The 14,926-nt window shown below is 65.0% G+C and carries 13 protein-coding genes and 1 pseudogene; 2 read left to right on the top strand and 12 right to left on the bottom strand.

The window, feature by feature from the left end; all coding sequences use genetic code 11:
* Nucleotides 1-51 precede the first annotated feature (51 nt).
* Nucleotides 52-459, top strand: a complete 408-nt coding sequence (locus KO516_RS21330) for a SufE family protein (RefSeq protein ID WP_216005804.1) — start codon at nucleotides 52-54, stop codon at nucleotides 457-459.
* 152 nt (nucleotides 460-611) lie between these two features.
* Here KO516_RS21330 and KO516_RS21335 read toward each other — a convergent pair whose 3' ends face one another.
* From KO516_RS21335 to KO516_RS21355, 5 genes are all read right to left on the bottom strand, one after another.
* Nucleotides 612-1,043 (bottom strand): DMT family transporter, encoded by a 432-nt coding sequence (locus tag KO516_RS21335; protein WP_216005805.1) that lies wholly within the window; start codon nucleotides 1,041-1,043, stop codon nucleotides 612-614.
* Nucleotides 1,040-1,573 (bottom strand): GNAT family N-acetyltransferase, encoded by a 534-nt coding sequence (locus KO516_RS21340; RefSeq protein WP_305833683.1) that lies wholly within the window; start codon nucleotides 1,571-1,573, stop codon nucleotides 1,040-1,042. Before KO516_RS21340 ends, KO516_RS21335 begins: the two co-directional genes overlap by 4 nt.
* Nucleotides 1,570-1,995, bottom strand: a complete 426-nt coding sequence (locus tag KO516_RS21345) for a universal stress protein (protein WP_216005806.1) — start codon at nucleotides 1,993-1,995, stop codon at nucleotides 1,570-1,572. The genes KO516_RS21340 and KO516_RS21345 overlap by 4 nt, the downstream gene beginning before the upstream one ends.
* A gap of 9 nt (nucleotides 1,996-2,004) precedes the next feature.
* Nucleotides 2,005-4,632 (bottom strand): TRAP transporter permease, encoded by a 2,628-nt coding sequence (locus tag KO516_RS21350; protein WP_216005807.1) that lies wholly within the window; start codon nucleotides 4,630-4,632, stop codon nucleotides 2,005-2,007.
* A gap of 210 nt (nucleotides 4,633-4,842) precedes the next feature.
* Nucleotides 4,843-5,811, bottom strand: coding sequence for a TAXI family TRAP transporter solute-binding subunit (locus tag KO516_RS21355; protein ID WP_216005808.1), 969 nt, complete (start codon nucleotides 5,809-5,811; stop codon nucleotides 4,843-4,845).
* A 128-nt stretch (nucleotides 5,812-5,939) separates the two neighbouring features.
* On the opposite strand from KO516_RS21355, the gene KO516_RS21360 reads away from it, so the two are divergent.
* Nucleotides 5,940-7,259, top strand: coding sequence for an aspartate aminotransferase family protein (locus KO516_RS21360; protein WP_216005809.1), 1,320 nt, complete (start codon nucleotides 5,940-5,942; stop codon nucleotides 7,257-7,259).
* A gap of 51 nt (nucleotides 7,260-7,310) precedes the next feature.
* On the opposite strand, the gene KO516_RS21365 is transcribed toward KO516_RS21360, so the two are convergent.
* From KO516_RS21365 to KO516_RS21395, 7 genes and pseudogenes are all read right to left on the bottom strand, one after another.
* Nucleotides 7,311-8,717, bottom strand: coding sequence for a 3'-5' exonuclease (locus tag KO516_RS21365; protein WP_216005810.1), 1,407 nt, complete (start codon nucleotides 8,715-8,717; stop codon nucleotides 7,311-7,313).
* Entirely contained in the window at nucleotides 8,714-9,217 is a 504-nt protein-coding gene (locus KO516_RS21370) for a hypothetical protein (RefSeq protein ID WP_216005811.1), read from the bottom strand. The genes KO516_RS21365 and KO516_RS21370 overlap by 4 nt, the downstream gene beginning before the upstream one ends.
* A gap of 22 nt (nucleotides 9,218-9,239) precedes the next feature.
* A complete protein-coding gene (locus tag KO516_RS21375; RefSeq protein ID WP_216005812.1) occupies nucleotides 9,240-11,063 on the bottom strand; it encodes a putative nucleotidyltransferase substrate binding domain-containing protein in 1,824 nt (607 codons plus the stop codon).
* A gap of 104 nt (nucleotides 11,064-11,167) precedes the next feature.
* Nucleotides 11,168-12,946 carry a sodium:solute symporter family protein gene (locus KO516_RS21380; RefSeq protein WP_216005813.1) on the bottom strand — a complete coding sequence of 593 codons (1,779 nt, stop codon included), beginning with the start codon at nucleotides 12,944-12,946 and terminating at the stop codon, nucleotides 11,168-11,170.
* A gap of 5 nt (nucleotides 12,947-12,951) precedes the next feature.
* Nucleotides 12,952-13,239 carry a DUF4212 domain-containing protein gene (locus tag KO516_RS21385; protein ID WP_216005814.1) on the bottom strand — a complete coding sequence of 96 codons (288 nt, stop codon included), beginning with the start codon at nucleotides 13,237-13,239 and terminating at the stop codon, nucleotides 12,952-12,954.
* A 65-nt stretch (nucleotides 13,240-13,304) separates the two neighbouring features.
* The gene (locus tag KO516_RS21390; protein WP_216005815.1) at nucleotides 13,305-13,991 is read right to left on the bottom strand and encodes an adenylate kinase; all 687 of its coding nucleotides are present in this window, start codon (nucleotides 13,989-13,991) and stop codon (nucleotides 13,305-13,307) included.
* A 6-nt stretch (nucleotides 13,992-13,997) separates the two neighbouring features.
* Nucleotides 13,998-14,926, bottom strand: a pseudogene (locus KO516_RS21395) (AMP-binding protein); the annotation flags it as partial.

Below are 14,926 nucleotides of genomic sequence, written 5' to 3' on the forward strand. Positions count from 1 at the left end.
CCTTCTTCTCTGGCGGGCCTAGGTCTGGGCACGACGGGCAAGGAGACGACGATGGCGCAGGACAGTTTCGAGACACTGGTTGAGGATTTCGAGTTTCTCGACGATTGGGAAGACCGCTACCGCATGGTGATCGAATTGGGCAAGACGATGACACCTCTGCCCGACGCGCTGAAGGTTCCGGCGACAAAAGTCGAGGGCTGCGCCAGCCAAGTGTGGTTGCACCCGCAGATCGAAGGCGGTTTCTTCAGCTTTCAGGGCGACAGCGACGCGATGATCGTGCGCGGCCTGATCGCGGTGCTGCACAAGCTTTACGACGGGTTGCCGGTGGCCGAGGTCGCAGCCATCGACGCCCGTACAGAGCTGGGACGGCTCGGATTGAACGAGCACCTGTCGGCGCAACGCTCGAACGGGTTGCGGGCGATGGTCGAGCGCATCGGACAATACGCCGCCGCTGCATAGGCGGTGAGGGCAGAGGGGGGCCAGCCCCCCGCGCTGGGCGCTCCCCCCGGAGTTTAACCGGCAAGATGAAGTCGGGGCGCGGCGCTCATCCTTCATCTTGCCAGATAAACTCCCGCCGGAGGCAGGCCGAACAGGGCGGCTGGGCGCTGCGTTCAGGGTTTTGCGGCGATGACGAGAGCCACCCCGGCAAGAAGTAGAACAAGCCCGGCCATCTGACCACCACTGACCGGCAGGCCGCGCAGTGCATCAAACCCCACGCCCGCCGCAATTTGGGCTGCGACCAGGGTCGAGATCGTCAGTACCGCGCCGACGCGGGCATAGCCCGTGAGGCTGGCGTAGACAAACAGCGTTCCAAGCAGTCCGGGCAGCAGGAGCAACCACCAGCGGCCTGTCGCAAGTCGGGCAAAGGCTTGCGGCCCATCGGCGGCAAGCGCCGTGATGGTCAGCAGCACCAGCCCCACCGCAGAATTGAGCCATAGCGCCACCCAGACCGAACCCGACAACGTGCGCGCTTCGAGCATGATGGCGTTTTGCAGCACCAGCGCACTGCCTGCGATGGCCAGCAGGGCGAGCGTCAGAATCATGGTGCGGGATCCGGGGTTGGCCGTTCATCCAGCGTCAGTTGCAGGAAGGTCAGGTCGAGCCAGCGTCCGAATTTACAGCCGACTTGAGGCATCTGCCCGGTGATCCGGAACCCTGCGCGCTCATGCAGGCGGATCGAGGCGGCGTTGCCGCTTTCGACTCCCGCAACAATGACGTGCTTGCCAATCTGGCGAGCGCGCTCGATCAGCGCCGCCAGCAAAGGCCCTGCAAGACCGCGTCCGCGCGCGTCGCTGCGGATATAGATCGAATGTTCCACCGTGTGCCGGAAGCCTTCGAAGGCGCGCCAGTCGCCGAAGCTGGCATAGCCCAGCACGCCGCTGTCATCGCGCAGCACCAGCACCGGATAGCCTTGCGCCACGCGCCCGGTCCACCAGTCTTGGCGGTTTTGCAGGTTGACCTCGGACTCGTTCCAGATTGCCAGCGTGTTGCGCACCGCGTCGTTGTAGATTTCGAGAATGCCGGGAAGATCGTCTTCGCGCGCATCGACCGGCGTCATCGTCTTCGTCGTCATCGCACCACCAGCACGCTTTGCTTTGCATGGCGCACGACGCGGGCGGCGTTGGGCCCAACGAGGTAATCCTTCAGCTCGGGCCGGTGCGCGCCGACTATGATCGCGGCGACTCCCAGCTTGTCGGCCAACGCGATGATCTCGTGGTAAATCGTGCCCTGGGCGATGTGCAGCCCGGCGAAAAGCTCTTCGGGCAGTACCCGTTCGGCCCAGTCTGCTAGCCTGGCCTTTGCCTCGGCGCGGATGCGCTTTTCCTGATCGGCGCCGAGATAGGCCCCCACCATCGCCATTCCCGAACCGGGAATGACATTCAACACGTGGATCTCGGCCCCATCCGCATGGGCAAGGCCGATCGCTGCCTCTGCCAGATGGTCCGAGAAGGCGAGGTCGTTGATATCGACCGCAAGAAGGATGGTCCGGTACATGGCGTTTCCTCAGAAGGCAGGCTGCGTGGCGCGCGGGCGCTGGATCATCACGACGCCCGCCAGCAGCAGCAGCGCCGGGATGAAGAAAATCTCCTTGGGCAGCCGCTCGTTCTCGACCTGCACCGCCGAGATCACCACCGGCTGATCGGCGTAATAGTCGTATTCGGTGCCGATCTGTTCAAAGAACGGCGTGCCGGGGAAGGGCTCTTCGAGGGCCAGCGTGTCGCCGTCTTCCATCACGGTGAGGCCCTGCGCGTCCAGCGCGCCAACCGCGTCGCCCGAAATGGCGGGGATCTGGATCGTCACGGGGCGCATCTTGCCGGTGTCGAAATCGGGGCCTTCGATGTTCAGGCGCACCAGCATGCCATCGGGTTCCTCGCTCAGTAGCTGCATCGCGGCGGGGCCGGAGGCGGTGACGTAAGGGTCTTCGACCATGTCGAGGAAGAACCCCGGCCGGAACAGGGTAAAGGCGATCAGCAGCAGAACGGCGCTTTCCCACCGCTTCGATTTCGCGATGAAATAGCCCTGCGTCGCGGCGGCAAACAGCAGCATCGCCAGCAGGGCGACGAAGAAGATGACCACCGCGTGGAACAGCGACACGTCGATCAGCAACAGGTCGGTGTTGAAGATGAACAGGAAGGGCAGCAGGGCGGTGCGGATGTCGTAGCCAAAGCCCTGAAGGCCGGTCTTGATCGGATCGCCGCGCGAGATCGCCGCCGCCGCATAGGCGGCAAGGCCGACGGGGGGCGTGTCATCCGCAAGGATGCCAAAGTAGAACACGAACATATGCACCGCGATCAGCGGCACCACGAGCCCCGCCTGCGCCCCCACGGTCATGATCACCGGCGCCATCAGCGAGGATACCACGATGTAATTTGCCGTGGTCGGCAGGCCCATGCCAAGGATCAGCGACAGCACGGCCACGAGGATCAGCAGGACCATCAGGTTGCCGCCCGAGATCACCTCGATCACCGTGCCGATGACCTGATGCGCGCCGGTCAGGCTGATGGTGCCGACGATGATGCCCGCCGCCCCGGTGGCAACGCCGATGCCGATCATGTTGCGCGCGCCCAAAATCAGCCCGGAGATGAAATCTTCCCAGCCAGCGCGGGCTTCGGCTTTGATGTCATGGCCGCGGAACAGCGCCTTGAGCGGGCGGTGGGTCAGCGCGATGATCATCATGAAAACCGCCGCCCAGAACGCCGATAGCGCCGGCGACAGACGGTCCAGAGTCTCGGTGCGCACCATCAGGTTCCACACGAGAATCAGGATGGGGATGGAGAAATACAGCCCGCCAACCAGCGTCGGTGTCAGCCGGGGTGCCTTGGGCGGGGCGGTCGGATCGGTGTCTTCGGCAATCTCGGGCAGGTCCGCCGCGATCTTGACCAGCGCCACGTAGATCACCGCGACCAGTGCCACGGCGGCATAGACAGAATCTCCTACAAAGGGCTCGATCAGGCTGCGCAGACCGACCATCGCGAAGGACAGTGCGCCGAGCACGATGAACCCCGACAGGAACAGGATCAGGATCATCAGCACGCCAATGCGGCGGCCCGGCTTTTCCAGCCCCTTCAGCCCCATCTTCAGGCTTTCCAGATGCACGATATATAGCAGCGCGATGTATGAGATCACCGCCGGAAGAAAGGCGTGTTTCACCACGTCGATGTAGGGGATGTTGACGTATTCGACCATCAGGAAGGCCGCGGCCCCCATGACCGGAGGCGTCAGCTGGCCGTTGGTCGAGGAGGCAACCTCGACCGCGCCGGCCTTTTCGGCGGGAAAGCCGATGCGCTTCATCAGGGGGATGGTGAAGGTGCCGGTGGTGACGGTGTTGGCGATGGAACTTCCCGAGATCATCCCGGTCATCATCGAGGACAGCACCGCCGCCTTGGCGGGGCCGCCGCGCAGCGCGCCCAGAAGCGCGATGGCGACTTGGATGAACCAGTTGCCACCGCCCGCGCGGTCAAGCAGCGCCCCGAACAGCACGAACAGAAAGATCATCGAGGTCGACACGCCAAGCGCCACGCCGAAGACGCCCTCTGTCTGCATCCAGTAATGCCCCAGAGCCTTGTGCAGCGACGAGCCGCCGTAATTGGTGATGTTGCGCACCCATTCCGAATAGCCGCCAAAGAAGGCAAAGGCGATGAAGGCACAGGCGATGATCACCAGCGGCAGCCCCAGAGAGCGCCAGACCGCGATCATCAGCACCACCATGCCGATGGCCGACATGGTCAGGTCAGAGGCGGACCACAGGCCGGGGCGGGTGGCGATCTGATCGCGAAACACCACCAGATACAGGCAGGCCGCCACGCCAAGCATCATCAGCGCCCAATCGTACAGCGGGATGCGGTCGCGCGGGGCGGATTTGGTCAGCGGAAAGGCCATGGTGGCCAGCGCGATGGCAAAGGCAAGGTGGATGAACCGGGCCTGGGTGATGACATTGGCGAAAAAGCTGATGCCCGTGGCCTGCGCCACCATGCTTGGTACCCGCGAGGCGATATAAAGCTGGAACAGCGACCATGCGATGCAGGTGCCAAGGATCAGCGTGCCTTGCCAGTTGATCGGCGCGCGCGCGCCGGTGTCGGCCTCGGCCACCATGTCGTCGGCGCTGCGCGTCTGCTGCGGCTGATCGGCCATCGTGATGTCTCCCTGACGTCGCTGTATCTTCATTTGGGTGAAGGTTGCGCCTCAAGTGGCGCGGCTGCTAGGATAAACTGGGTTTGGTCCAAGCCGGGCGCTGGCAACGGACCCGCCTATGGAAGGGGCATGCCGAAATGCGGCCCTTGCAAGATCGGGCTGGCGGCGGCAAGTCGCCCTGCCGCCGCCCGCCATATCGCGATAGCGGCGTTATTCGATCAGGCCGAGTTCCTTGTAGGCGCGCTCGGCGCCCGGGTGCAGCGGCGCCGACAGGCCGTCGGTGACCATCTCTGCCGGATCGAGGTTGGCAAAGGCCGGGTGCAGTTGGCGGAAATCGTCGATATTCTCCATCACCGATTTGGCGACGATGTAGACCACCTCTTCGGGCACCTGCGCCGAGCTCACCAATGTTGCGCCGACACCAAAGGTGGTGACGTCATCGGGGTTGCCCGAGTAGGTGCCGCCCGGCACCACGGCGGTGCGGTAATAGGGGTTTTCCTCGATCAGCTTGTCGATCACCGGGCCAACCACGTTGACCAGCTTGACGTCGCAGGTGGTGGCGGCTTCCTCGATGGCGGCTGCCGGGTGGCCAACCACATAGACCATCGCGTCGATGTTGCCGTCGCACAGCTGCTGCGACATTTCCGAACCCTTGTATTCGGTGGCCAGCGCGAAATCATCCATGGTCATGCCGTATTCGGCCATCAGCACTTCGGTGGTGCCGCGCAGGCCCGACCCGGCGTTGCCGACGTTGAAGCGCTTGCCCTTGAGATCCTCGAAGGTCTCGATACCGGCATCGGCGCGGGCGATCAGGGTGAACGGCTCGGGGTGGATCGAGAACACGGCGCGGATGTCGGGGAAGGCCGCGTCGCCTTCGAACTGCGAGGTGCCGTTATAGGCGTGGTACTGCCAGTCGGACTGGGCGACGCCGAATTCCAGCTCGCCCGCCTTGATGGTGTTGATGTTGTAAACCGACCCGCCGGTCGATTCGACGGCGCAGCGGATGCCGTGGGTCTTGCGGTCCTTGTTCACCAGCCGGCAGATTGCGCCGCCTGTCGGATAGTACACGCCGGTCACGCCGCCGGTACCGATGGAGATGAAGGTCTGTTCCTGTGCGGAAACGCCCGCAGCGGTGACGAGTGCGCCGGTCATGACCGCGCCGAAAAGGGTCGTTTTCATCAGATCTTGCTCCCTGTGATCCGTTCTGACTGTATCAGGTGATAGTGAACAGATGTGCGCGGAGTTGCAAAGGGGGTAACATTGCCCTTCTCCGACACCCCCGTCCACAGCACCGCGAGTTTTCGGCCATGAATCACGTTTTCCCCCGTAATGCCAGATCTTTGCCGCCGGTTGTTGCGGCGGGTGATGGGGCGTATCTGATCGATGCGGATGGCAAGCGCTATCTTGACGGTTCGGGCGGCGCGGCGGTCAGTTGCCTTGGGCATGGCGATGCGCATGTCATCGCCGCGATGAAGGCGCAGCTCGACAAGGTGGCCTTTGCGCATACGGGGTTCTTTACCTCCGAGCCCGCCGAGCGGCTGGCGGATCGGTTGATCGCGCTGGCGCCCGAGGGGCTGGATAAGGTCTATATCGTTGCTGGCGGTTCCGAGGCGGTGGAATCGGCGCTGAAGCTGGCGCGGCAGGTTCATCTTGAACGCGGCGCACCGGAACGGACGCAGATCATCGCCCGCCGTCAAAGCTATCATGGCAACACGCTCGGCGCGCTTGCGACCGGGGGCAATGCGTGGCGGCGCGCGCCCTTTGCGCCGCTGCTGATGGATGTGCACCATGTCGCGCCCTGCTACGCCTATCGCGGCATGGCGCCGGGCGAGACGCCCGAAGCCTATGGGCTGCGCCTTGCCGGCGAGATCGAAGCGCAGGTGCTGGCGCTTGGCCCCGACACCGTCATGGCCTTTGTTGCCGAACCGGTGGTCGGGGCGACGCTGGGCGCGGTGCCGCCGGTTCCGGGCTATTTCCGCGCCATCCGCGAGATCTGCGACCGCTATGGGATCCTGATGATCCTGGACGAGGTGATGTGCGGTATGGGCCGGACCGGCACGCTATTCGCCTGCGAGCAGGAGGGCGTGGTGCCGGATATCGTCTGCATCGCCAAGGGGCTGGGCGCGGGCTATGCGCCGATCGGGGCGATGCTGTGCAGCGGCGAAATCTATGACTCCATCGCGCAGGGCTCGGGCATGTTCATGCACGGGCACACCTATCTGGGGCATCCGACCTCCTGCGCGGGGGCCTGCGCGGTGCTCGAGCGGCTGGTGGATGATGGCGTTGCGGCGCGGGTCGCGCCGGTGGGGGCGCAGGTGATGTCGGCGTTGACGGATCGCTTCGGGCAGCATCCAAATGTGGGTGATATCCGCGGGCGCGGGCTGTTCATCGGGGTGGAACTGGTGGCGGAGCGCGCCAGCAAGGCGGCGTTCGACCCGGCGCGCGGCATTGCCGGGCGGCTCAAGGCGGCGGCCTTCGAGGCGGGGCTGATCTGCTATCCGATGAGCGGTACGGTCGACGGGCAAAGCGGCGATCACGTGCTGCTCGCGCCGCCCTTCATCCTCAGCGAGGACCAGATCGGCGAACTGGTCGACAAGCTCGACGTAGCGATGGCCGCTGTGCTGTGAGGCAGGGGAGCTTTCCCGGTTGCGGGGCCGGGGGGCCGTCGCCGGAGGCTCTCAGTTCAGGTCTTCCAGCAGGCGGCCATGCTTGCGGGTCTCTTCGAGAACGTCGCCAAAGGTCTTCATCCCCCGCGCCTCGAGCATCGGCAGCATCTTGATCAGCACCTGCGCCGTGGCATGGGCATCGCCAAGCGCGGTGTGGCGCAGCTGTGCCGGGATCTCGACCCCGAGCCGTTCGCACAACGAATCCAGCGTATGGGTCTGGCTGGCGCCGAACAGCACCGCCGACAGCAGCACCGTGTCGAGGATCGGATGGTCCCACTCGACCCCCATCCGGTGGCGGTGGCGGCGCAGGAAGGCCATGTCGAAGGGGGCGTTATGCGCCACGATCACCGAATCGGCGGCAAAGCGGTGAAACCGCCGCCCGGCATGTGCGATATCGGGCGCGTCCTGCACCATCGCGTCGGACACCTTGTGCACACGGGTTGAGGCGGGGGGAATCGGCATGCCGGGATTGACCAGCTGGTCGATGATCTCGCCGGGCACGATGCGCCCGTTGAGCACCCGAACCGCACCGATCTGCACGACCTCGTCCTTGTGGGGCAGCAGTCCGGTGGTTTCAGTGTCGAACACCGTATAGGTCAGCCGTTTCAGCGGGCTGGTTTCGATGCAGGCGGGCACGTCATGGGTCAGCAGATCGAAATCATAGACCAGCGGGCGTTCGGCATCCGGCGACATGCGGGCCTCGGCGCCCTCGATCACCATCATGTAGCCGCCGCCCTGCATTGGCCGCAGCAGCGCATCGTAACTTTGTGCGCCATCAACGCCAAGTGCGGCAAAGCGAACCTCGCGGCCGGTGCGGTGCATCTCGTGCACGGCGCGGGCAAGGCCGGTGGCTTCGAAATACTCGCTCAGCGGGGCGTTCAGCCGGGGCACGTGCAACTGCGAAAGCACTTCGGCCGCTTGCCCGTCATAGAGCACGATCTGACCACGCGGGTTCACGAGGATCATCGCCACCGGAATCTCGGTGAGCAGGGAGGTCAGACGCGCGCTGTCGAGCGCCAGCCGCTCGGTTGCCAGCGCCACCTGCTGCGCGGTTTCCATGGCGCCGCCGCTGATCTTGCCTGAAATCGCCGCCGCCGCATCGGCCAGATCGCCAAGATAGCGCGCCGAATGGGTGTCGAGCTCGGCGTCGGTGCCAGCATGGGCCCGCACCCGCATTTCAGAGGCGAGCTTTTCGATCGGCTTGGCGAGGTTTTCGTCGAACAGCAGCCAGACACCGGCGCTGAGTGCCAGCAGCGCCAGCGCAGACAGGATCGCGGCCATCACGAAGCCGTCGGTGAGCGTGGTCGCAACCGCGCGGGCATGGCCGATCCAGAGCGCGCCCAGCACTGCCCCGGTGCCGCCCAGCCCGATCAGCACAAAGAACAGCAGGATCCGCAGACGCAGGCCAAGCTGTGTCATGATGTGCTCTGCTGCGCGCAGACCGCTTGCAGCACCGGGTCCTGGGGATCGCTGCGCCACATCGGCGTGCCCGCATCGCCCGACGGGATCGCGGTGCGCCCCTGCGCGCAATCCACCAGCATCTGCGCTTCGGAGGTCGGTCTCCAGCGGCCATAGAAGGCGGCGCGCACCATGAACAGCCCCTCGGTCTGGGTGTTTTCCACCGGGTTTGCCAGATCCACCGCGATGAAGCGGTCGATCATCGGGAAGGCGTAGGTCCACGGGCGCCAAAGGGCGCGGGATTCATGAGAGGCGACCACGTCAAAGCCTTCGGGCAGGTTGGTCTCGGTGCGCCCGTACCAGCCGTATTCATTGGCGATGCTCGCGGCAAGCATCGCCGCCCCCGCCGCCACCGGCACCAGCCAGCGCGGCAGCCGCCCGCGCGAGCCCTTGACCATCACCAGCATGATCCCCGCGCCAGCAAAGCCCGCCACGAAGACCGCTATCAGTTCCCAGAACATGAATTCCTCCCTCTCTTGCCCGTTATCCCAGCATTCCGCGCCCGTGTCCAAGCGCCGATTGCAGCGACTTGATGACCACGAAGGCGTCCCTCAGATGGCTGCGTTCGAAATCCGACAGCGACGAGGGGGCAAGGTAATTGTCCGGCGCGCTGCCCCGGCGCACCTGTTCGGCCTGATGCTCCAGCCGGGTTTCGGCGATCAGGTCGTAGGCGTCCAGCAGATCCTGTCCGCCAGAGCCCGACAGCTTGCCCGCTGCGACGGCGGCATCCAGCCGGGCGCGGGTGTTGACCTCGGGCAGGCGGCCCTGAAGCGCGTAGACCCGCGCCAGATCGACCACCGGCACCACGCCATTGTGCTTGAGATCAAGCGTGTTCTTGTGCTCGCCCGAGCGGATCGTGGCAAAGCCGCGCAGCAGCCCCAGCGGTGGCGTGTGTTTCAGCGAATTGGCGATCATGTGCGACACGAAGATGGAATTCTTCGAGGCCGCCTCAAGGGTTTCGGCCTGCAGGTCTTCGTAGAGCGACTTGGTGCCGCCGATGGGCCGCAGGTCGAACATCACTGAGGCCAGCATCTGCGCCATCGGGTCCGGCTTGGTGATCCAGCGGGTGAAATATTGCCGCCATGTCCCGACGCGGGCGCACCATTGCGGATTGGTCGCCATCATGTCGCCGGGGCACAGGAAATAGCCCGCCCGGTCCAGCCCGGCGCAGACGAATTGCGCCAGCTGCGCGAAATAGGCCATGTCGTCGTCGCTGGCGGCATTGTCGATGAACAGGCAATTGTCCTGATCGCTGACGCCGGTCTGTTCCTGCCGCCCCTGACTGCCGCAGGCCAGCCACAGATAGGGCACCGGGGCAGGGCCAAGCTTCGCCTCGCCAAGCGCCAGCAGGCGGCGGGTGACGGTGTCGGTGATGTCGGTGATCAGCCGCGTCACCACCTCGTGCCGGTTGCCCGCCGCGACCAGTTGCAGCAGCAGCTGCGGGATGCGGGCGGTGACTTCGGCCATTTGTTCGGCGCTGGTGGCGCGGGCGATTTCCGACACCAGCCCGGCGCTCGACACCGCCTGAAAACGGGTCAGGTCGGTTTGGGTGACGATGCCGACCAGCTTGCCAGCCTCGGCCACCGGCACATGGCCGATGTTGCGTTCCATCATCATATGCAGCACGTCCGAGCCGATGGCCGAGGGCGGCAGCGTCACCGGATCGGCGCTCATGATCTGCGTTACCGGCGTGTCGAACGCCAGCCCGCCACCGACAACCTTGCCCGATACATCGCGGATGGTCAGGATGCCCTTGAGCAGCGGGCCGTCGGTGATGCAGACCGAACTGGCGTGGCGCTCGGCCATCAGCGCGGCGGCCTGCCGGACTGTGGCGCTGGGCGCAAGGGTCAGCGGGTTCGCCGCCATCAAGGTCTCGACGCGGGAATGGGCAAGGTCGTTCTTTTGCGGCCTCGGCGCGCGTGAGCGGTCAAAGAACCGCCTTGCGGCGGGGCTCTCGGCGATCAGCGCGCGAAAGGCATAAACGGGCAGCAGGAACAGCAGCGTGTCATCGACGGTGCGCGCCGAGGTGGCGGCCAGCCCGTCGCGGGCCAGCCCGCGTTCGCCAAAGCTGTTGCGCGGCCCCAGCAGCGAAACGGTGACATCGTTGTCGTCGCGGATCTCGACCTGCCCGGAATGGATCAGGTAGAGCCCGTCGAGCGGCTCGCCGACGTGATAGATCTCGGTCCCGGCGGGCAGGCGGCGCTGCACGAATTGCGGCACCAGCCCGTCGATATCGCTGTATTCGAGCGTGTCATAGGGGTGCACGCCGGTCAGGAAGCGGTGCAGCTCTTCTGGTGCGATGGGCATCGGCTTACCTCTGGCGCTTCAAGAAAAATCCCGCCCCTTGCATGGCACGGGGCGGGACCGTTGGACAGAGGGCAGGGTGCCGTGACACCCCGCCCGATGCGGTCTTAGTGGTCCTGTGCGGCACCTGCGCCACGCGGAACGCGGACCGATTCCACCAGTTCCGAGATCTCGTCCGGGATCGGCTGGGACATCGACGAAACGATGAAGGCCACCGCGAAGTTGATGATCGCACCCACCGCCCCGAAGGAGGTCGACTTGATGCCCATGAACAGAGGGTCGGCATCGGTGAACGAGTTGGTGTCCGGGATGAACATCCAGCCCTTGTGCAGGAAGATGTAGACCAGCGTGACCACGAGACCCGAGATCATGCCCGCCACGGCGCCCTGCTTGTTCACCTTCGAGAAGATGCCCATCATCAGCACCGGGAAGATCGACGATGCCGCAAGGCCGAAGGCCAGCGCCACGGTCTGCGCCGCAAAGCCCGGAGGGTTCAGGCCCAGCCAAGTCGCCACGGCGATCGACACGGCCATCGCGATCCGCGCCGCCATCAGTTCGCCCTTTTCGCTGATGTTCGGGGTCAACTGACCTTTCATCAGGTCGTGGGACACCGCCGACGAGATCGCCAGCAGCAGGCCTGCCGCAGTCGACAGCGCGGCGGCAAGACCGCCTGCCGCGATCAGGCCGATGACCCAGGACGGCAGGTTGGCGATTTCCGGGTTGGCAAGAACCAGGATGTCGTTGTTGAAGTTGGTCAGTTCATTGCCTTCCCAGCCTTCGGCGGCGGCGCGTTCCTGCATCGCGGGCGCGCCGTCGTTGTAGTACTGGATGCGCCCGTCGCCGTTCTTGTCTTCCCAGCCAAGCATGCCGGTCTGCTGCCAGGTTGCCATCCAGTCGTAGGTGCTGTCGGATTCGATCTGTTCGAGGCTGACGGCGGCGCCGCTGGTGCCTTCGGGCCAGAACTGTTGGGTGATGTTCAGGCGGGCCATGGCGCCAACCGCCGGGGCGGTGAGGTAGAGCAGCGCGATGAACACCAGCGCCCAGCCTGCCGACCAGCGGGCATCGGACACCTTGGGCACGGTGAAGAAGCGCATGATCACGTGCGGCAGACCGGCGGTGCCGATCATCAGCGACAGGGTGAACAGCACCATGTTCAGCGTATCGCCGTTATGGGCGGTGTACTGGTTGAAGCCAAGCTCGGTGACGATCTGGTCCAGCGTCTGCAGCAGCGGGACGCCATCCGAGGTCGATCCGAACAGGCCAAGCGCCGGGATCGGGTTGCCGGTCAGTTGCAGCGAGATGAAGATCGCCGGGATGGTATAGGCAAGGATCAGAACGACATACTGGGCTACCTGCGTGTAGGTCACGCCCTTCATGCCGCCGAACACCGCATAGGCAAACACGATGACCGCGCCGATCAGCAGGCCGGTGGTGGTGTCGACCTCGAGAAAGCGGCCAAAGGCCACGCCCACGCCGGTCATCTGGCCGATCACATAGGTGATCGATGCGATGATCAGGCACAGCACCGCGACCAGACGCGCGGTCGGCGAATAGAAGCGGTCGCCGATGAATTCCGACACGGTGAACTTGCCGAACTTGCGCAGGTAAGGCGCCAGCAGCAGCGCCAGCAGCACGTAGCCGCCCGTCCAGCCCATCAGGAAGGCCGAGTTGTCATAGCCGGTAAAGGCGATGAGGCCGGCCATCGACAGGAACGAAGCCGCGGACATCCAGTCTGCCGCCGTTGCCATGCCGTTGGTCACCGGGTGCACACCCCGGCCCGCCGCGTAGAATTCCGATGTCGATCCGGCGCGAGCCCAGATCGCGATGCCGATGTAGATCGCGAAAGACGCGCCCACGAACAGCAGGTTGATGGTAAACTGATCCATACGCGTTACTCCTCGTCCACGCCGAATTCTTTATCGAGCTTGTTCATCCGGAAGGCGTAGAAAAAGATCAGCACCAGAAACACCAGAATGCTGCCCTGCTGCGCGAACCAGAAGCCAAGGTCCGAACCGCCGACCGCGATGCCCGACAGCATCGGGCGCAGCAGGATGCCGAAGCCAAAGCTGCACAGTGCCCAGATGATCAGGCTGATGATGATGATGCGCAGGTTGGCCTTCCAATAGGCCTCGCCTGATTTTCCGGCGGCAGTGCCGCCGCCCCTTGTGTGATCCGCCATGGACGGGTCCCTCCTCTCCTTGAATGATCCCGCCCTCCCTCCGAAGGCGGGGGTGGCGCGGGCCCCTAGCGGGCCGTTGCCGTCTTTACGATCGCGCCCATGTCGGCGGCGATGTCCCCAATGTCGCCCATCGCGTCGATCCGCGTCAGGGCGCCCTTGTCATCGTAATAGCCGATCAGCGGGGCGGTCTGGGCGTGATAGGCCTCCAGCCGGGATGCCACGGTTTCGGCCTTGTCATCGGCGCGGCGCTTCATCTGGGTACCGCCGCATTTGTCGCAAGTTTCGGGCTGGCTGGGCTGCTTGAAGACGTCGTGGTAGCCTTCGCCACAGGCGGCGCAGGTGTAGCGGCCCGAAATGCGCGTCACCATCGCGGCGTCGTCCACTTCGAGGCTGATCGCGGCGTCGATGCGCTGCCCGTTCTCTGCCAGCAGCGTGTCAAGCGCCTCTGCCTGCACCGTGGTGCGCGGAAATCCGTCGAGGATGACGCCCTGGGCGCAGTCCGGCTCGGCCAGACGGTCGCGCAGGATGGCGATGACGATGTCATCGCTGACAAGACCCCCGGCATCCATGACAGCCTTGGCCTGCTTGCCGGCCTCGGTGCCCTGCGCCACGGCGGCGCGCAGCAGATCGCCCGTCGACAGCTGCACAAGGCCGAATTTCTCTTCGAGCATCCGCGCTTGCGTGCCTTTCCCGGCCCCCGGAGGGCCGAGAAGGATCAACACGGGCGCGGCGGTGATGGTTTGTCCGTCCATGTCCGGTTACCCCTTGTTTGCGCGGTTTTCGATGAGGTCTTCGACGACGGAAGGGTCGGCGAGGGTTGAGATGTCGCCGAGGGCGGCGAAGTCGTTTTCGGCGATTTTGCGCAGGATGCGGCGCATGATCTTGCCGGATCGGGTCTTGGGCAGGCCCGGCGCCCACTGGATCAGGTCTGGCGAGGCGATGGGGCCGATCTCGGTGCGCACCCAGCTGCGCAGCTCCTTGACCAGCGCGTCGGACGGTTCCACATCGTTCATCAGCGTCACGTAGCAATAGATGCCCTGACCCTTGACCGGGTGCGGGTAGCCGACCACCGCCGCTTCGGCGACCTTGGCATGGGCGACCAGCGCCGATTCCACCTCGGCGGTGCCCATCCGGTGCCCGAGACGTTGATCACGTCATCGACCCGGCCGGTGATCCAGTAATCGCCATCCTCATCGGCGCGGCAGCCGTCGCCCGAGAAGTAATAGCCCTTGTATTGCTGGAAATAGGTCTGCTCGAAGCGCTCGTGATCGCCCCAGACCGTGCGCATCTGGCCCGGCCAGCTGTCGGCGATGGCCAGCACGCCTTCGGTCGGGCGGGCCTCGATGATCTCGCCGCTGGTGGGTTCCAGCACCACCGGCTTGATGCCGAAGAACGGCTTCATCGCCGCGCCGGGCTTGGTGGCATGGGCGCCGGGCAGAGGGGTCATCAGGTGGCCGCCGGTTTCGGTCTGCCACCAGGTGTCGACGATCGGGCAGCGCCCGCCGCCGATCTTGTCATTGTACCAGTTCCACGCCTCGGGGTTGATCGGCTCGCCGACGGTGCCGAGCAGCTTGAGGCTGGACAGATCGCAGCCTTCGACAAAGCTGTCGCCCTGGCCCATCAGCGCGCGCAGGGCGGTGGGGGCGGTGTAGAACTGGTTGACCTTGTGCTTTTCACAAACCTGCCA

The organism is Citreicella sp. C3M06 (genome assembly GCF_018860705.1).
Taxonomy (GTDB): domain Bacteria; phylum Pseudomonadota; class Alphaproteobacteria; order Rhodobacterales; family Rhodobacteraceae; genus Salipiger.